The following is a 16916-nucleotide window of genomic DNA, read 5'->3' on the forward strand; positions in this document are numbered from 1 at the left end:
GCCGGGTTTCGGTGTTCAAAGTCTAAGCGCATGCCAGATCGCCAAGCTCACCCCCGCCAGCCCTGCCCCTCGCGCCGGGCGCGGCCCAGGGCTTCGAGGGTTTCGAGGATGCGGGGCAGGCTTTTTTTCCAGGGGCCGCGGCCTTTGAAGCGCGAGGTGAGCGCTTCGAGGTCGAGCGGCTGCGCGCTGGCGGCGAGCAGGTCGGCCACGGCGCGCATCTGTTCGGGCAGGGTGGACGGCCAGGGCTGGGCGGGTGGCTCGGGGATGCGCGCGGGGGTGGCGGCCACGGGCTGCTCCCCCTCACCCTCCATGCCAAGCGTGGCTTGGGTGGGTGGCGCGGCGCTGGGTTGCGGGTGCTGGAACGCCGGGCGCAGCCAGCGCACGGCGCCTGCGGCTTCTTCGGCCGCGCGGGCGTGGTTGAGGGCGAGCAGGCGGGTGAGCAAGACGGTTTTGGCTGTCGAATCGCCGTCCTCGGCGGCTGTTGGCGCAGCAAGCGGCGCAGCGAGGTCGCTCCAGCCGTAGGCGGCCAGCACGGCGGCGTCGAGTTCGGCGTGCAGTTCGGCGAGCACGGCGACCAGGCCGAGCTGATGCACCGTGCGCTCTTTGGGAGTGAGGGCGCGGCCTGCGCGCAGGGCGTCGAGCACGTTGTAGAGCGCGGTGAGGGTGAGCGCGCCGGGGTGCGCGGCGAGCACTTGTTTGCGGTGGGCGTCGATGGCTTCGGCGCGTTCGGCGATGCGCTGGCGCAGCGCGGGGGTGAGGCCGGTGTCGGCGTCGGGGAAGGGGAAGGTTTCGAAGCAGCGGGTTTTGACGTAGACCGGATCGTTACCAACTCCCAACCAACTTCCTGTTCCCAGCGCCCAGGCGACATGCGCGCTGCTGGACAGCACGCCGAGATGGAAGGCATCGTCAAGAGCGATGGCGACCAGCTTGTGATCGGGAAAAATGCCGACATCAAGGAACTGAAAAATCCGATGCTTGGCGGTTTCAACCGTGGCGATATAGCGTGATAGTCCTACCAGAGCAGATCGGAGCAAACGGCGAGGCTCGCCGAAGATCCACCAATCGCGTTTCAGTTTGGGCCGGTTGTTGAGATCGCGTTCGGGTTTCACTCGCTCCAGTAGCCATTGATAAGCAGCGGGGAAGCGCAGACGCACCTGTTCGGCTGTCAGCCCGTAAAAATCGATGATCAGTAAGCCGCGGTTGCCCCCAGTGAGATCGCGGCCGCTGCGGTAAGCGTGAATGTGAGCATCCAATCCAGGCACACGGCCCATGCCCATGTCCACTGCCTGCTCGGAGGTCACGAGAAAGCCATCGCCCGCTCGCATGACGCCATTGCTGCTGATGTTCTGCATCGCGAGCAGCGCGGGCGCCGCCGCCAAGTTGGGGCCGACTTTGAGGTCTGCATGGATCAGCCCGGTCTGTTCGCGCAGTTGCACGGTCATTTCGCCGTATTCGCCGGGGGTCTCAGTGATGACGGTTTGCAGGCGGCCTTCGCCGGCGCCGGGTTCGGCCACGGTCATGGCGATGCGCACGGCGGCGCCGCTGGCGCTGTCCACCCAGGGGTGGTCGGGGATGGCGTAAACGAGGTGTAAATCTCCGTTGAGGGCGCTTTGCACCACGCGGCGGTTGAAGGTCTGGCGCAGGCTGTTGGTGGTGATGAAGCCGAAGCGCTGCGCTTGGCCCGCCGCCACTTTGCGCGCGGCGGCGTGCCACCAGTACATGACGAAGTCGGCGCTCTCAGGCATGTCGGGCCAGGCGGCGCGCAGGGCATCCACATAGCCCTCGCCGAGCGCTTCGCGCAGCCGCTTGTCGCCGATGAAGGGCGGGTTGCCGACGATGTAGTCGGCCTGCGGCCAGTCGGCGGCGCGGGGTTGGTCGTAGGCCCATTGCGGCACTTGGGCGGCGGGGTCGGGGACGGGTTCAAAGGTGGCGGGGTGGGCGGTGTAGGTGCGGCCGTCCCAGCGGGTGCGGGGCTGGCCCTGGGCGTCGAGCAGGGGGCGCTGGGCGCTCCAGGCGAGCACGGCGTCGCGGCAGACGATGTTGCCGTAGTCGTGCACGACGGGTTCGGCCACGGCGCGGTCGCCGCGGGTGCGGATGTGCCATTGCAGGTAGCCGATCCACAGCACGAGTTCGGCCAGCGCGGCGGCGCGGGCGTTGACTTCGAGGCCGAGAAGCTGCTGCGGGGTGACGGTTTCGCCCTCTAACGCGAGTTTGTTCTGGGTTTCGCCAAGGGCGCCGAGCTGGTTGAGCACTTCGCCTTCGAGGCGCTTGAGGTGTTCGAGGGTGACGTAGAGGAAGTTGCCGCTGCCGCAGGCGGGGTCGAGCACGCGCAGGGTGCACAGGCGGTGATGAAAGCGGCGGAGTTCGGCGCGGGCGGCGTCCATCTTGGCGTCGCGCGGGCGGCCGTCGAGTTCGGCGGCTTCGTGGGCGAGCAGCAGCGCGGCGGCCTGGGCGTCGGCCCATTCGCGGCGCAGGGGTTCCATCACGGTGGGCAGCACGAGGCGTTCGACGTAGGCGCGCGGGGTGTAGTGGGCGCCGAGGGCGTGGCGTTCGGCGGGGTCGAGCGCGCGTTCGAGCAGGGCGCCGAAGATGGCGGGCTCGACTTCGCGCCAGTTGGCGCGGGCGGCGGCGAGCAGCAGATCGACCTGCGCGCGGGTGAGCGGCAGGGAGTAGGCGTCGTCGGCCGCGCCCTTGAACAACTTGCCGTTGAAGCGCAGCACGGTCTGCGCCAGGGCGACGGAGAAGCCGCCGCGGTCCATGTCGGCCCAGAGCGCGGCGAGCATGCGCTGCAGGGTGACGGGGTCGTCGCGGTGGCGCTTGAGCAGGGTGACGAAGCCGCCTTGGTCGCCCTGCCCGCCCTGTGCACTTTGGCCACCCTGCCCGCCTTCGCCCGCGCCGGGCAGCAGGCCGACGTCTTCGGCGAACATGGAGAACAGGCAGCGGGTGAGGTAGGCGGCGACAAGCTGCGGCGCGTGGCCGCTGGCTTCGAGCGAGCGGGCGAGTTCGGCCAGTTGCGCGGCGACTTCGCGGGTGACGCGGGCGCTGGCGCGGGCGGGGTCGAGGCCGAGCGGGTCGAGCCAGATACGTCGCAGAGTGTCGCGCACCTCGGCGCGGGCGAGGTCGGCGAGCGCGATGCGGTGGCTGCGCGGATCGGGGAATGGGGTGTAGGTGGCGCCGCTGCGGGTGAATTCGGCGTAAAGCTCGATCACCTGGCCAACATCGACCACGAGCAGAAAGGGCGGACGGCCGCCCGCGGCGAGTTCGGCGGGTTCGAGCGCGCGGGCGTAGCCCTCCGCCTGGGCGCGGGCGCGCAGCAGAGCGTCGTCGAAGCGGCGGGTGTCGGCGCTGGCACGCAGCTTTTTGGCTTCGAGCACGAAGGCGCCGCGCCGGTAGCAGTCGATGCGGCCGGGGCTGCTGCTGCCGTCGCCGTGGCGAAAGGTGATGGGCCGCTCGAACATGTAGTCGAGCCCGGGCGTGGGGTGCGGCACAGGCACGCCGAGCAGCTCGCACAACTCGCGCACGAAGCTCTGCGCGGTGGAGAGTTCGGAGGCGGCAACGCCGCTCCAGCGGGCGATGAAGTCGGCGGCGCGGGCGGCGTCGGGCTGTGGGACGGCGGAGGGTGACGTGGAAGGATGGGCGGTCATGGCGTGGGCGGCGTTTGGCGCGATGGTAGGGCGACCGCGCGCGCTGCCCTTCGGGCTGGCGTTCGGCATGGCGATTTGCGGCAAAATGGCCGCATGCACAGCAAACTCGATCTCGCGGTCGGACACCTGAATGCGGCTGTCGGCACGGTGGTTCGCGCCGAGGATCTCGCGCGGGCGTTGCGCGAGGGCAGCGTGGCGAATTTGGCGAGCGGCCCAGAGGCGCCGCTGGTTCGCGGGCTGCTGCACAGCGTGTTCGTCGAGATCGATCCAGCGCTCATCTTGAGCTGCGCCCGCGAGGCGCAGTCAGACTGGCAGCACGCTCATCAGCTTTACACCGAATCCCTGGCAGAAGGCCTGCCGCGCGTCAAGGCCTGGGAGCAACTGGTCGCGCAGCGGACATGACCTCGAACATGACCACACACCACGACGTGCTGCGCTTCAAAACCAGCGGTTCTTGGCTTGAGCTTGCCCGCATCGCGGTTGATTTGGTGACGGATGCCGAACAACACGCGGGGGTTGCCATGCACCCCAGGCTGGGCGGCGGCACCAGGCTGATGCTGGCCCTTGATCACCGGATCAGTGACGACATCGATCTGTTCATCCGCGATCCACAGTGGATCGGCTATCTCTCGCCACGGCTGAATGATCGTTTCGAATCGGTCGTGACGGGCTATGAAGAATCGGCCAACGCGCTGAAACTGCGATGTCCGGCGGGGGAGATCGATTTCATCGTGAGCATGTCGCTGCTGGGTCTGCCCGACGAGTTCGCGGCCGAGGTGTCTTTTGCGCTTGAGCCGATAGAAGAAGTTCTCGCCAAAAAATTGTTCTATCGGGGCTGGGCATTGACGCCACGCGATCTGTTTGACTGGCGGGCGGTGACTCGTCGGCACAGCCCGACCGGGCCTATGGGCAAGCGGATGGCCGGACTTCTTTCAGGCGACCGTCTGGCGGCGATTCGGGAGGCGCTGCTGGCCATGAAGACGTCAAACGCTGCGGCGGTCGCGTGGGAGGCGATTCGCGCCCCCGACAAGCCCGCGCTGGGCGAGTCGATCGATTGGGCGCTGACCGAGACCGAGAGCTACGCGCGCGCGGCTTCTGCGTAGGCCACGGCGGTTCGGCTTGGCCTATTGTGAGCGTTCATTTGTGAGCGTTCATTCGGGAGCGTTCCTTCGGGAGCGCCCGTTCACATCCCTTCAAGCCGCCACAGCCTGCACCGCGCTACGCGCCAGCCAGCGCTGCAGCCCGGCCAGCAGCAGGCCATAGAGCGGCAGCACGCCGAGCACGGCCATTGCCAGCTTGACCGCGTAATCCACCAGCGCGATCTCGACCCAGTGTGCGGCCATGAAGGGGTCGCTGCTGGCGTAGAAGGCGATGGAGAAGAACAGCACGCTGTCCACCAGATTGCCGAACACACTCGACACCGAGGGCGCCAGCCACCAATGGCGGCTACCGGCCAGCGTGGCGCGCAGGCGCGAGAACACGAAAATATCGAGCATCTGCCCCACGGCGTAGGCGATGAAGCTGCCCAGGGCGATGCGGAAAACGAACAGGTTGAACCCGCTCAGCGCCGCCCACCCGGCAAACGCGCCGTCGTGAAACAGCACCGAGATGGCGTAGGACAGCACCAGCGCGGGCAGCATCACCCAGCGCACCACGCGCCGCGCCGGGCCCGCCCCGAGCAGCCGGGCGGTGAGATCGGTGGCGACGTAAACCAGCGGGAAGCTGAACGCCGCCCAGGTGGTGTGCAGGCCGAACAGGGTGATGGGCAACTGCACCAGGTAGTTGCTGGCGATGATGATGGCGATGTGCAGCGCGGCCAGAGCGGCTACGACGGCGCGCTGGCGAGCGGCGCTCAAGTCAAGCGTGAACAACATGGACGACCTTTTTGCTTGGACGGTGGGTAAGGGAACCACCGGCGGCTGGCGCTCTATCGCGCAGCCTAGTTGTGAAAAAACGCAATTTTAAACCACAGCGTCGTGTGCTCGCCGCGCGCCGCTCGCAGGCAACCCAAGGCCGTCCGAAGTTGGCTTGCCGCCCGCGTTGGCGCTCAGTATCGCCCGAGCACCGATTGACCGAAGCCCTGCAGCGGCCCCAGTGGATTGCGCGTGGTTTCCACTTCCGAGATTTCAGGCTGCCCGCCCCAGAGCTTATAGACCACACGATCATCCACCACGAGCAAGAGCATGTTGAAACGCCAGCCGGTAGTGATGGTTTCGCGACGGAAGTCGAGAAAGTCGAGCCAGAAATTGCCCACCCGCTTGCGGTCGATATGGCGCTGGTCGATCTCAAAACCGCGACAGGCGGTTTGCGCCTGCATGCAGTCGCGGATGCCGGGATCGAGGGCCAAGTCATTGCCCGAGGGCGGCAGCAGCCGCCGCACGATATCGGCGTAGTTCAGGATGGTGATATTGGGCGTGGTCAACGGGTCGATGCCCTCCTGACGCAACTGGGCGGTTGTGGTGCGGTAAGGCGTAATCCGTTCATACGCGGCATGCGCCTGGGAGAAGTTGCTCCAGGGCTTGCTGGTCTGCGCCTCGCCGCGCGGCAGCAATGCGGCGCAACCGCTGAGCGCTCCGGCCAGATACAGACCAGATACCGCGGCGAGGAGGCCTCGCCAGAGCGAATACCTTGCGGAACGGCTGGAATCAGGACAAGACATTTATTGAGTGTAGAACGGCGCGACGCGCGCCCGTAAAATCGGGCGCCTTGCTTGGGCGTCGCGTCATTTGCCGCGCCCAGCGCATTTCATCCGAACCGCGACAAGCCGCCGCGCACCCGCACATTCCCATGACCGAACTTGCCAAATCGTTTGAGCCCCACAACATCGAAGCCCGCTGGACTCAGCGCTGGGAGGAACTGGGCGTGTTCGCCCCCACGCTGGACGCCGCCAAACCGTCGTTCTGCGTGCAACTGCCGCCGCCCAACGTCACGGGCACGCTGCACATGGGCCATGCGTTCAACCAGACGGTGATGGATACCCTGGTGCGCTACCACCGCATGCGCGGCGACAACACCCTGTGGGTGCCGGGCATGGACCACGCGGGTATTGCCACGCAGATTGTGGTGGAGCGGCAATTGCAGGCTGCGGGACTGAGCCGCCACGACCTGGGGCGCGCCAAATTCGTCGAAAAAGTGTGGGAATGGAAGCAGCAGTCGGGCAACACCATCACCAGCCAGATGCGCCGCATGGGCGACTCGGTGAGCTGGGAGCACGAGTACTTCACCATGGACGACAAGCTGTCCAAGGCCGTGGTGGAGACCTTCGTGCAGCTTTACGAACAAGGCCTGATCTACCGCGGCAATCGGCTGGTGAACTGGGACCCGGTGCTCAAGAGCGCGGTGAGCGATCTGGAGGTGGAAAGCCAGGAGCACGACGGCTTCATGTGGCACATCCTCTACCCGTTCAGCGACGGGCCCATCGACGGCGTGCGCGGCATGCACATCGCCACCACCCGGCCCGAAACCATGATGGCCGACGGCGCGCTGGCGGTGCATCCAGAAGATGAACGCTACGCCAAGTTCATCGGCAAGTATGTCGACTTGCCGCTGTGCAACCGCAAGATTCCCATCATCGCCGATGGCTTCGTCGAGCGCGATTTCGGCTCGGGCTGCGTGAAAATCACCGGCGCGCACGACTTCAACGACTACGCCTGCGCGCTGCGCCACGACATTCCGCTGATCACCATCTTCACCGAAGACGCGCGCATCAACGAAAACGGCCCTGCCGCGTACCAGGGGCTCGACCGCTACGCCGCGCGCAAGGCGCTGCTCAAAGACCTGGAAGCGCAGGGCTTTCTCGAAAAAGCGGTGCCGCACAAAAACATGGTGCCGGTCTGTGCGCGCACCGGCCAGATCGTCGAGCCCATGCTCACCGATCAATGGTTCGTCGCCACCACCAAGCCCGGCCCGGACGGCAAGAGCATTGCGCAAAAGGCCATCGACGCGGTGGCCGACGGCGAGGTGAAGTTCGTCCCCGAAAACTGGGTGAACACCTACAACCAGTGGATGGCCAATATTCAGGATTGGTGCATTTCGCGCCAGCTTTGGTGGGGCCACCAGATCCCGGCGTGGTATGGCGAGAACGGCGAAATTTTTGTGGCCCGCAGCGAAGCCGAGGCGCGCGACAAGGCGTCCGCCGCGGGCTACAACCGCACGCTCACCCGCGATCCGGACGTGCTCGACACCTGGTATTCCTCCGCGCTGGTGCCCTTCGCCACCCTGGGCTGGCCCGAGCCGACGAAGGAGATGGATCTGTTCCTGCCCTCCTCGGTGCTGGTCACGGGCTTCGACATCATTTTCTTCTGGGTGGCCCGGATGATCATGATGACCACGCACTTCACCGGCAAGGTGCCGTTCAAGCACGTTTACATCCACGGCCTGGCGCTGGACGCGCACGGCAAAAAAATGAGCAAGAGCGAGGGCAATGTGCTCGACCCGGTCGATCTGATCGACGGCATCGATCTCGCCCCCCTGCTCGACAAACGCACCACTGGCCTGCGCAAACCCGAAACCGCACCCGCGGTGCGCAAGGCCACCGAGAAAGAATTCCCGGGCGGCATTCCCGCCTACGGCGCTGACGCGCTGCGCTTCACATTCGCCTCGATGGCCACGCTGGGCCGCAACATCAACTTCGACACCAAGCGCTGCGAGGGCTACCGCAATTTCTGCAACAAGCTGTGGAACGCCACGCGCTTTGTGCTGATGCAGGTGAGCGAGTTGTCGGCGTTCGACCGTGGCATGGATCAATGTGGCGGCGACTGCGGCCCCGAAGGCTATATGCACTTCAGCGCCGCCGACCGCTGGATCGTCTCGCAATTGCAGCGCACCGAACAGCAGGTGGCGCAGGGCTTTGCCGACTACCGCCTGGACTTCGCCGCCCAGGCCATCTATCAATTCGTCTGGGACGAGTATTGCGACTGGTATCTGGAAATCGCCAAGACCCAGATCGCCCACGGCACACCGCAGCAACAGCGCGCCGCCCGCCGCACCCTGGTGCGCACGCTGGAGGCCGTGCTGCGTCTGGCCCACCCCATCATGCCCTTCATCACCGAAGAACTATGGCAGACCGTCGCGCCGCTGGCCGGGCGCAGCGGCGCCAGCCTGGCCGTGGCGCCCTACCCGCTGGCGCAGCCCGAGAAAATAGACGCGGCGGCCGAAGCGGAAATTGCCGCCTTCAAGCAACTGGTCGACGCCTGCCGCAATCTACGCGGCGAACTGGGCGTCTCGCCAGCGCAGCGTCTGCCGCTGCTGGCCTGCGGCGACGTGAGCCTGATCGAGCGCCACCGCCCCGCCCTGCAAGCCCTGGCCAAGGTGTCGGAGGTCAAGGTGTTCGCCGACGAGGCCGCCTGGAAAGCCGCCACGCAATCCGCACCCACCACCGCGCTGGGCGCCACGCAGTTCGCCCTGTTCGTCGAGGTGGACGCCGCAGCGGAGCACGCGCGCCTGGGCAAGGAAGTGCAGCGGCTGCAAGCCGAAATCGCCAAGGCGCAAGGCAAGCTCTCCAACGCCAGTTTCGTTGACCGCGCCCCGGCCGCCGTGGTGGCGCAGGAGCAGGAACGTCTACGCGATTTCCAGGCGCTGCTGCTCAAGGTGAAAGAGCAGATCGCGCGTTTGCCGACTGCCCCATAAAAAAGTCCCGTGCCCTTCGCAGGGCACGGGACTAGGAGTCTGTCGGGCTTGGGGCGTGGATGGCGAAAAATGGCGGTGTGGATGCCCTGTGGCGGCGGATTTGCCGCTCCATAGCCGTCGCTATGGAGCAAAAAACCGCTGGCGCAGGGCGCCGCAGCGCCATTTTGCAGCCCGCGATCCTCAAGTCCGACAGACTCCTAGGGTTCAGTCGCCAGAATCGACCGCTAAAGCACGCTCAATCGACCACGTTCTCGGTCTGATTTCGCCCATCCACCTTGCGCTCTTCGGTCTGGTAATCCACCAGTTCACGCAGAGTCTTGCCCGGCTTGAAATGCGGGATGCGCTTCTCGGGCACGGCCACCTGCTCACCCGAGCGTGGATTGCGCCCGATGCGGGCCGAACGATGGCTGACACTGAAGCTGCCGAAGCCTCGGATTTCGACACGATGCCCGTCATCGAGGGCCTGCGCCAGCGCGTCGAGAATGGTCTTCACAGACAGTTCAGCGTCGCGGTGGGTCAGTTGGGGAAACTGAGCGGCCAGGATTTCAACGAGATCAGAGCGAGTCATAAGGGGTACAGGTGAAAACGGCGGCCCCGGTGAACACCGTAGGCCGCCGCACATCAGGACCGCGTTGGGTTTGCGCCAAGTTCGACGCTACCCAACACAGCAGCCCGCACGGGCGAGTCGATCAATGCAAACGAGCAACGCAACTGATCAAGAGCCTTTGTCCATCTTGGCGCGCAGCAGCGCACCGAGGTTAGTGGTGCCGGCTTCGCGGGTGTCGCCCGCCAGACGGTCCATGGCTTCCTGCTGTTCGGCGGCGTCTTTCGCCTTGACCGACAACTGGATGTTGCGGGTTTTGCGGTCGATGTTGACGACGACCGCAGAGACTTGATCGCCTTCCTTGAGCACGTTGCGGGCGTCTTCGACGCGCTCGCGCGAGATCTCGGAAGCACGCAAATAGCCTTCGATGTCGCTGCCCAGATCGATGGTGGCGCCCTTGGGGTCCACCGCTTTCACGGTGCCTTCGACGATCTTGCCCTTGTCATTCAGCGCAGCGAAGGACATGAACGGATCGTCGAGCATCTGCTTGATACCCAGCGAAATGCGCTCGCGCTCGATGTCGATGGCCAGCACCACGGCTTCGACGTCCTGGCCCTTCTTGTAGTTGCGCACTTCAGACTCGCCGGTGTCGTTCCAGGACAGGTCGGACAGGTGGATGAGGCCGTCGATGCCACCGGGCAGGCCGATGAACACGCCAAAATCGGTGATCGACTTGACCGGGCCGGCAACCTTGTCACCACGCTTGTGGTTGGCGGCGAATTCGTCCCAGGGGTTGGCGCGGCACTGCTTCATGCCCAGGCTGATGCGGCGACGGTCTTCGTCGATTTCCAGCACTTGCACTTCGACCTCGTCGCCCAGTTGCACCACTTTGCTCGGAGCGACGTTTTTGTTGGTCCAGTCCATTTCGGAGACGTGAACCAGGCCTTCGATGCCCGGCTCGATCTCGACGAACGCACCGTACTCGGCGATGTTGGTGATCTTGCCGAACAGACGCGTGCCCGCGGGGTAACGGCGCGAAACGCCATGCCACGGGTCGTCGCCCATCTGCTTGAGGCCCAGGGAAACGCGGCCCTTCTCGGCGTCGAACTTGAGCACTTTGGCCGTGACTTCCTGACCGGGGGTGACCACTTCGCTGGGGTGACGCACACGACGCCAGGCCAGATCGGTGATGTGCAGCAGGCCGTCGATGCCGCCGAGGTCGACGAAGGCGCCGTAGTCGGTGATGTTCTTGACCACGCCGGTGACCAGCGAGCCTTCTTGCAGGGTTTCGAGCAGCTTGGCGCGTTCTTCGCCTTGGCTGGCTTCGACCACGGCGCGGCGCGACAGCACCACGTTGTTGCGTTTGCGGTCGAGCTTGATGACCTTGAACTCCATGGTCTTGTTCTCGTACGGCGTGGTGTCCTTCACCGGCCGCGTGTCGAGCAGCGAGCCGGGCAGGAAGGCGCGAATGCCGTTGACCATGACGGTCAGGCCGCCCTTGACCTTGCCGGTCGTGGTGCCTTCGACGAATTCGCCGGTTTCCAGTGCCTTCTCCAGCGACAGCCAGGAGGCCAGGCGCTTGGCCTTGTCGCGCGACAGCACGGTGTCGCCGCGGCCGTTTTCCAGCGCGTCGATGGCAACCGAGACGAAATCGCCAACGTGAACGTCGGCTTCACCCTGATCGTTGTGGAACTCTTCGATGGGGATGTAGGCGTCGGACTTCAGCCCGGCGTTGACCACGACAAAGTTCTGATCGACCGCAACGACTTCGGCGGTAATGACTTCGCCGGTGCGCATGTCGCGTGATTGCAGGGATTCTTCAAACAGTGCGGCAAACGACTCGGTGGAAGCAGCACTTGGGGAGACAGAGGACATTGAGTTAAGACCTTCAAACCACGAAAGACCGTGGGGTTGGAGAGAGAAAAAACTGAGACGCGCAGGGCGCGCGTTCAGACGGATTGACGCCACAAAGCCAACACAGCTTCAACCGTTTGCTCAAGGCTCAGATCGGTGCTGTCCAGCAGTTGGGCGTCTGGTGCGGGCTTCAGCGCAGCCACGTCACGCTGGGTATCGCGTGCGTCGCGCAGCTCAAGCTCCGCAAAAACGTCTGCAAGTATAGCGGGAATCCCTTGTGAAATCAATTGCTTATACCGGCGCTCGGCGCGACTGTGGGCACTGGCGGTGAGGAAGACCTTGAGGGGCGCGTCTGGAAAGACGACAGTGCCCATGTCTCGACCATCGGCCACGAGCCCCGGCGCGCGCCGAAAGCTGCGCTGCAAGGCAAACAAGGCTTCGCGCACGGAGGGAATGGCGGCGATGGTCGAAGCGGCTTGCCCCACGGCTTCAGTGCGAAGTTGTGCCGCGTCGAAAACTTGTCCGTTCAGATCGATGCCGCCCGCAGTAAAGGTCACGGGCAGATCGGCCGCGAGCCGGGCCAGCGCGTCGCTGTCGTCCAGCGGCACGCCCTGCTGCAATGCCTCCCAGGCGGTGAGGCGGTAGAGCACGCCCGAGTCGAGGCAATCGAAGCCCAGCGCCTCGGCCACGGCGGTGGCGATACTGCCTTTGCCGGAGGCGGTGGGGCCGTCGATGGCGATGACCGGCACGGGCCGGGCGATGCGGGCAAAGTCGTCGAAATAGCCGGGGTAGGTCTTTGCCACACAGCCCGGATCGAGAATGCGGATGTCGGCATGGCCGAAGCTGGCGAGCGAAAAACACATGGCTATGCGGTGATCGTCGTAAGTGGCGATAGCCGCACTGCGCCACTGCGCTGCGGGCAAGGGATGCACACGCAGCCAGTCGGGGCCGGATTCGACCTGCGCCCCGAGCTTGGTCAACTCGGTGGCCATGGCGTGGATGCGGTCGGTTTCTTTCACGCGCCAACTGCCGATGGCGGTCAGCGTGGTGGGCGCGTCGGCGAACAGCGCGGTCATCGCCAGGGTCATGGCAGCGTCGGGAATGGCCAGACAGTCGATGTCGCCACCGCGCAGCGCGGTCAATCCGGCTTGCAGGCCGTCGGTTTCGATAAAGTCGTCGCCCCAGCGCACTTGGGCGCCGAGGTCTTCGAGCACACGCGCAAACGCCACGTCGCCCTGAATGCTGTCGCGCCCCACGCCCTCCACCCGCACCGGCGCGCCCCTGCCGTGCCATTGACCCAGTACGCCCGCCGCCAGAAAGTAGGAGGCCGACGACGCATCGCCCTCCACGGCGATGCGGCCAGGGCTGCGCAAGCGGCTGCCCGCAGGAATGACAAACCGTTCCCACCCGGTGCGCTGCACCTGCACGCCAAAGCGCCGCAGCAGGTTGAGGGTGATCTCGATATAGGGTTTGGAAATCAGCTCGCCCTGCACCGCAATGGCGATGTCGTGATCGCTCGCCTTGAGCGGCAGCGCCAGCAACAGGGCGGTGAGAAACTGGCTGGAGACATCGCCGCGCACGGCCACGTCGCCATTCAGGCGGAAATGGCTGGCCCCGATGTGCAGCGGCGGATAGCCTTCCTGCCCGGTGTAGCGGATGTCGCAACCGAACTGCCGCAGCGCATCGACCAGATCGCCGATCGGGCGCTCATGCATGCGGGGCACGCCGTGCAGCGCATAGTCGCCTCCCAGCAGCGCCAGCGCGGCGGTCAGCGGCCGGATCGCGGTGCCCGCGTTGCCCATGAACAGATCGGCCTGCGCTGCCGGAAAGCGCCCTGCCCCGCCCTGCACATGAGCCGTCTGGCCCTCGCGCCGCACGGCAATGCCCAGCGCTTGCAGCGCAGCGAGCATCACGCGGGTATCGTCGGAATCGAGCAGGCCGGTGATCTCGGTCTGCCCCTCTGCCAGCGCCGCAAGCAGCAGGACGCGATTGGAAATGCTCTTGGAACCGGGCAGCTTCACCCGTCCGCCCGCGCCGATGAGCGGCGGCAGATCGCGCGCCTCAGACGTCATCATCGGACGACGCCGGAGCGTCCCAGCCCTGCCGCACCTGGCTGGCGCGGCGAATCAGCGCCTCGACCGCGCTCCAGTTGCCCTGCTGAATCTGCGCTTCAAAACCCGCCAGCGCCTGTTTGTAGAGTTGCAGTTGCCGCAGCACTTCGTCGCGATTGGCCTGCAGCACGTCGCGCCACATGTGCGGATCGCCCCCGGCGATGCGGCTGAAGTCGCGAAACCCCGGTCCGGCCAGTTGCAAAAAGGCGCTGCCCTGCGGCTGGCTGGAGAGCGCATACACATAGCTGAACGCCAGCAGATGCGGCAGGTGGCTGACGGCGGCAAAGGCCGCATCGTGCTCTTCGGGCGACATCACCGAAACCACGCCGCCGATCGACTCCCACGCCTGGGTGGCGATGTCCACAAAGCTGTCGCTGTTGGCCGCAAGCGGCGTGATGACCACGCGCTTGCCGTCGAACAAACCGGCTTCGGCATGCAGCACCCCGCTCTTTTCCTTACCCGCTATTGGATGGCAGGGCACGAACTGGCTTTGCCGCGCGCCGAGTTGCGACTGCGCCGCCGCCACCACATTGCCCTTGGTGCTGCCGACGTCCATCACCAGGGCGTGGGGTTCGAGCCCGTGCCGCAACTGCTTGAGCAGATCGCCGGTGGACACCACCGGCACGGCCAGCAGCACGAGATCGGCGCCATGCACCGCACGCAGCGCCGAATCGGCCTCTTCGTCGATGATGCCGCGTTCCAGCGCGGTGCGGGTGGTCGTGGGCGACTTGCTGTAGCCCACGACGCGCCGCGCCAGCTTGGCACGACGCGCAGCCAAGGCGAACGAGCCGCCGAGCAGGCCGACCCCGAGAATGGCCAGACGCTCGAACTGTACAGAGGCTTCGTCGCCGATCACAGTGTCCATGGCCTCAGCTTGCGGCATAGTGGTCGCGCAGTGCGACGATGCAGGTGGCGTTTTCCGCCTCGGTACCCACCGAAATGCGCAGCCATTGGGGCAGTCCGTAGTTGTCCACCGGACGGGCGATCACGCCGCGCTGCAACAGCGCCAGATTCAATCGCGCGCCAGCCTTTGCATCATCGCCCACCTTCACCAGAATGAAGTTGCCTTGCGAGGGGATGTAGCGCAGGCCCAGCGCATCGAACGCCGCAGCCAGCTGCGCCTGACCAGCCCGGTTGACCGCATAGGCCTGATCGATGAAAGCCAGATCGTCCAGCGCGGCAAGCGCCGCGGCCTGTCCTAGCGTGCTGGTGTTGAAGGCCGAGCGCACCCGGTTGAGCACATCGGTCAGCGCCGGCTGCGACACGCCGTAGCCCATGCGCAGGCCCGCCAGGCCGTAAGCCTTGGAAAAGGTGCGCGAAACAATCAGATTGGGAAATTCGCGCACCCAAGCCATGCTGTCGTAACGCAGCGCGGGTTCGATGTATTCCACATAGGCTTCGTCGAGCACCACGGCGATGTGCGACGGCACCTTGCGCAGAAAGTCGTGCAACTCGTCAGCCGGCAAAAACGTGCCGGTTGGATTGTTGGGGTTCGCCACGAAGATCAACTTGGTCTGCGGGGTGATGGCGGCCAGCATGGCGGGCAGGTCGTGACCAAAATCGCGGTCGGGCACGACCTGATGCGTTGCCCCTACGCCCTGCACCGCTTGCGTGTAAACGATGAAGCTGTAGCGCGAATACATGCCGGCATCGGCGTCGGTCAGCAAGGCACGCGCGGCCATTTCCAGCAGGTCGCTCGAACCATGGCCGAGGGTGATCCACTCCGCCGGCACACTCAGCTTGCTGGCCAGCGCCTGTTTCAGCGCGTAGCCGTCGTTGTCGGGGTAGCGGGTGCTGTCGGCCATCGCGGCCATGATGGCCTCACGCGCCTTGGGCGACATGCCCAGCGGGTTTTCATTCGAGGCCAGCTTGACGATGCGCTCGGGCTGCAAACCAAACTGCCGCGCGACTTCGGCGATGGGCTTGCCCCCGACGTAAGGTGAAATGGCCTGGACGTAATCGGCGCCCCAGCGGGCTTGGGTGGCGTGTTGTTCTGACATGTTCAAACTCTCGGGAGATGCGAGCCGTGCTCAGCTCAGTTGTCGCGTGGTTTTTTATCGATGGGGTAGGAGCCCAGGCACTTGTACATCGCGCATACTCCTTGCAGCTCGCGCAACGCGGTTGCCACACGGGGTTCGTCTTGGTGCCCTTCGACGTCGATATAAAAAGCGTATTCCCATTCGCCCGAGCGCGCCGGGCGCGACTCGAACCGGGTCATGCTCACCCCGTGCGCGGCCAGCGGTTTGAGCAGGTCGTACACCGCACCGGCGCGATTGGGCACGGAGAGAATGAGGCTGGTGCGGTCGGACCCGGTGGGTTCGGGCTGCGCCGCGCCGAGCACGACAAAGCGCGTGGTGTTCTGCGCCTCGTCCTGAATGGCGCGCGCGGCGATGTGCAGGCCGTAAAGCACCGCGGTCGCCTCGGCGGCGATCCCGGCGATGCTGGCGTCTTCCGCAGCCAGCCGGGCGCCCTCGGCATTGCTCGATACGGGACGAATTTCGGCATTGGGCAGATGCGTACGCAGCCAGCCTGCGCACTGGGCCAAAGCTTGAGGATGCGCAGCGACCGTCTGGATGCCCTGTAGATCAGGCTCCTGCCGCATCAGAAAATGCCGCACCGGCAAACTGACCTCGCCGCACAGATGCACCGGATGCGCCAGCAGCAGATCCATGCTGCGCGCCACCGCACCTTCGGTACTGTTTTCCACCGGCACGATGGCGAACTCGCTCTCACCACTTAGATAGCTGCGAAACACATCGTCGATGGTCGCGCAGGGAAAGCCTTGCGCACTGGCGCCGAAGAACCGCCGCGCCGCCTGCTCGCTGAACGTGCCCGCAGGGCCCAGATACGCCACGCGCTGCGGCGCCTCCAGCGCGCGGCAGGCCGACATGACTTCGCGCCAGATGGCGCTCACGCCGGCATTGCGCAGCGGCCCGGCATTGTGCTCATGTAGCTTTTCGATCACCTGGCGTTCACGCTCGGGACGGAACACGGGCATATTCAAGCGCTGCTTGATATGGCCGATCTGCTGCGCGGCTTCGGCCCGCTGGTTGAGCAGCGCCAGAATCTGTTTGTCGAGGGCGTCGATCTGGTCACGCCAGGGGCTCAGGTCATCTTGGGAATCTTGGCTCATCG

At 65.5% G+C, this 16916-nt stretch carries 12 protein-coding genes; 3 read left to right on the forward strand and 9 right to left on the reverse strand.

Annotated elements, in window-relative coordinates; genetic code table 11:
* Nucleotides 1-47 precede the first annotated feature (47 nt).
* On the reverse strand, nucleotides 48-3644 hold the full coding sequence (locus BIO17B3_RS03080; RefSeq protein ID WP_172979094.1) for a class I SAM-dependent DNA methyltransferase: 3597 nt from the start codon (nucleotides 3642-3644) through the stop codon (nucleotides 48-50).
* A 93-nt stretch (nucleotides 3645-3737) separates the two neighbouring features.
* Between BIO17B3_RS03080 and BIO17B3_RS03085 the strand changes: the two genes are divergently transcribed.
* Nucleotides 3738-4046 carry a hypothetical protein gene (locus tag BIO17B3_RS03085; protein ID WP_156052983.1) on the forward strand — a complete coding sequence of 103 codons (309 nt, stop codon included), beginning with the start codon at nucleotides 3738-3740 and terminating at the stop codon, nucleotides 4044-4046.
* The gene (locus BIO17B3_RS03090) at nucleotides 4043-4747 is read left to right on the forward strand and encodes a nucleotidyl transferase AbiEii/AbiGii toxin family protein (protein WP_156052984.1); all 705 of its coding nucleotides are present in this window, start codon (nucleotides 4043-4045) and stop codon (nucleotides 4745-4747) included. The genes BIO17B3_RS03085 and BIO17B3_RS03090 overlap by 4 nt, the downstream gene beginning before the upstream one ends.
* A gap of 90 nt (nucleotides 4748-4837) precedes the next feature.
* Here the strand turns inward: BIO17B3_RS03090 and BIO17B3_RS03095 are convergent, their stop codons facing one another.
* The gene (locus tag BIO17B3_RS03095; RefSeq protein WP_156052985.1) at nucleotides 4838-5518 is read right to left on the reverse strand and encodes a 7-cyano-7-deazaguanine/7-aminomethyl-7-deazaguanine transporter; all 681 of its coding nucleotides are present in this window, start codon (nucleotides 5516-5518) and stop codon (nucleotides 4838-4840) included.
* A gap of 173 nt (nucleotides 5519-5691) precedes the next feature.
* The gene (locus BIO17B3_RS03100; RefSeq protein WP_156052986.1) at nucleotides 5692-6303 is read right to left on the reverse strand and encodes a hypothetical protein; all 612 of its coding nucleotides are present in this window, start codon (nucleotides 6301-6303) and stop codon (nucleotides 5692-5694) included.
* 128 nt (nucleotides 6304-6431) lie between these two features.
* Between BIO17B3_RS03100 and BIO17B3_RS03105 the strand changes: the two genes are divergently transcribed.
* On the forward strand, nucleotides 6432-9272 hold the full coding sequence (locus tag BIO17B3_RS03105) for a valine--tRNA ligase (protein WP_156052987.1): 2841 nt from the start codon (nucleotides 6432-6434) through the stop codon (nucleotides 9270-9272).
* A 235-nt stretch (nucleotides 9273-9507) separates the two neighbouring features.
* On the opposite strand, the gene BIO17B3_RS03110 is transcribed toward BIO17B3_RS03105, so the two are convergent.
* The 6 genes from BIO17B3_RS03110 to pheA all read right to left on the reverse strand — a co-directional run bounded on the left by BIO17B3_RS03110 (nucleotide 9508) and on the right by pheA (nucleotide 16914).
* Nucleotides 9508-9840, reverse strand: coding sequence for an integration host factor subunit beta (locus BIO17B3_RS03110; protein ID WP_156052988.1), 333 nt, complete (start codon nucleotides 9838-9840; stop codon nucleotides 9508-9510).
* A 147-nt stretch (nucleotides 9841-9987) separates the two neighbouring features.
* Nucleotides 9988-11691, reverse strand: coding sequence for a 30S ribosomal protein S1 (gene rpsA, locus BIO17B3_RS03115; RefSeq protein ID WP_013106245.1), 1704 nt, complete (start codon nucleotides 11689-11691; stop codon nucleotides 9988-9990).
* Between the two features lie 74 nt (nucleotides 11692-11765).
* A complete protein-coding gene (locus BIO17B3_RS03120; protein ID WP_156052989.1) occupies nucleotides 11766-13745 on the reverse strand; it encodes a bifunctional 3-phosphoshikimate 1-carboxyvinyltransferase/cytidylate kinase in 1980 nt (659 codons plus the stop codon).
* Nucleotides 13732-14646 carry a prephenate dehydrogenase/arogenate dehydrogenase family protein gene (locus BIO17B3_RS03125; protein ID WP_232054168.1) on the reverse strand — a complete coding sequence of 305 codons (915 nt, stop codon included), beginning with the start codon at nucleotides 14644-14646 and terminating at the stop codon, nucleotides 13732-13734. Before BIO17B3_RS03125 ends, BIO17B3_RS03120 begins: the two co-directional genes overlap by 14 nt.
* A 4-nt stretch (nucleotides 14647-14650) precedes the next feature.
* Nucleotides 14651-15781: a histidinol-phosphate transaminase gene (gene hisC / locus BIO17B3_RS03130; protein ID WP_156052991.1), complete on the reverse strand. Its 1131-nt coding sequence runs from the start codon at nucleotides 15779-15781 to the stop codon at nucleotides 14651-14653.
* A 35-nt stretch (nucleotides 15782-15816) separates the two neighbouring features.
* The gene (gene pheA / locus BIO17B3_RS03135) at nucleotides 15817-16914 is read right to left on the reverse strand and encodes a prephenate dehydratase (RefSeq protein WP_156052992.1); all 1098 of its coding nucleotides are present in this window, start codon (nucleotides 16912-16914) and stop codon (nucleotides 15817-15819) included.
* Between the last annotated feature and the right edge of the window lie 2 nt (nucleotides 16915-16916).

This window comes from Thiomonas sp. OC7 (assembly GCF_900634595.1).
GTDB lineage: Bacteria > Pseudomonadota > Gammaproteobacteria > Burkholderiales > Burkholderiaceae_C > Thiomonas > Thiomonas arsenitoxydans.

What these genes read in the sequence shown, in the direction of transcription:
- BIO17B3_RS03080 (WP_172979094.1), bottom strand. Translation starts at nt 3,644, where the DNA reads ATGACCGCCCATCCTTCCACGTCACCCTCCGCCGTCCCACAGCCCGAC.
- BIO17B3_RS03085 (WP_156052983.1), top strand. Translation starts at nt 3,738, where the DNA reads ATGCACAGCAAACTCGATCTCGCGGTCGGACACCTGAATGCGGCTGTC.
- BIO17B3_RS03090 (WP_156052984.1), top strand. Translation starts at nt 4,043, where the DNA reads ATGACCTCGAACATGACCACACACCACGACGTGCTGCGCTTCAAAACC.
- BIO17B3_RS03095 (WP_156052985.1), bottom strand. Translation starts at nt 5,518, where the DNA reads ATGTTGTTCACGCTTGACTTGAGCGCCGCTCGCCAGCGCGCCGTCGTA.
- BIO17B3_RS03100 (WP_156052986.1), bottom strand. Translation starts at nt 6,303, where the DNA reads ATGTCTTGTCCTGATTCCAGCCGTTCCGCAAGGTATTCGCTCTGGCGA.
- BIO17B3_RS03105 (WP_156052987.1), top strand. Translation starts at nt 6,432, where the DNA reads ATGACCGAACTTGCCAAATCGTTTGAGCCCCACAACATCGAAGCCCGC.
- BIO17B3_RS03110 (WP_156052988.1), bottom strand. Translation starts at nt 9,840, where the DNA reads ATGACTCGCTCTGATCTCGTTGAAATCCTGGCCGCTCAGTTTCCCCAA.
- rpsA (WP_013106245.1), bottom strand. Translation starts at nt 11,691, where the DNA reads ATGTCCTCTGTCTCCCCAAGTGCTGCTTCCACCGAGTCGTTTGCCGCA.
- BIO17B3_RS03120 (WP_156052989.1), bottom strand. Translation starts at nt 13,745, where the DNA reads ATGATGACGTCTGAGGCGCGCGATCTGCCGCCGCTCATCGGCGCGGGC.
- BIO17B3_RS03125 (WP_232054168.1), bottom strand. Translation starts at nt 14,646, where the DNA reads ATGGACACTGTGATCGGCGACGAAGCCTCTGTACAGTTCGAGCGTCTG.
- hisC (WP_156052991.1), bottom strand. Translation starts at nt 15,781, where the DNA reads ATGTCAGAACAACACGCCACCCAAGCCCGCTGGGGCGCCGATTACGTC.
- pheA (WP_156052992.1), bottom strand. Translation starts at nt 16,914, where the DNA reads ATGAGCCAAGATTCCCAAGATGACCTGAGCCCCTGGCGTGACCAGATC.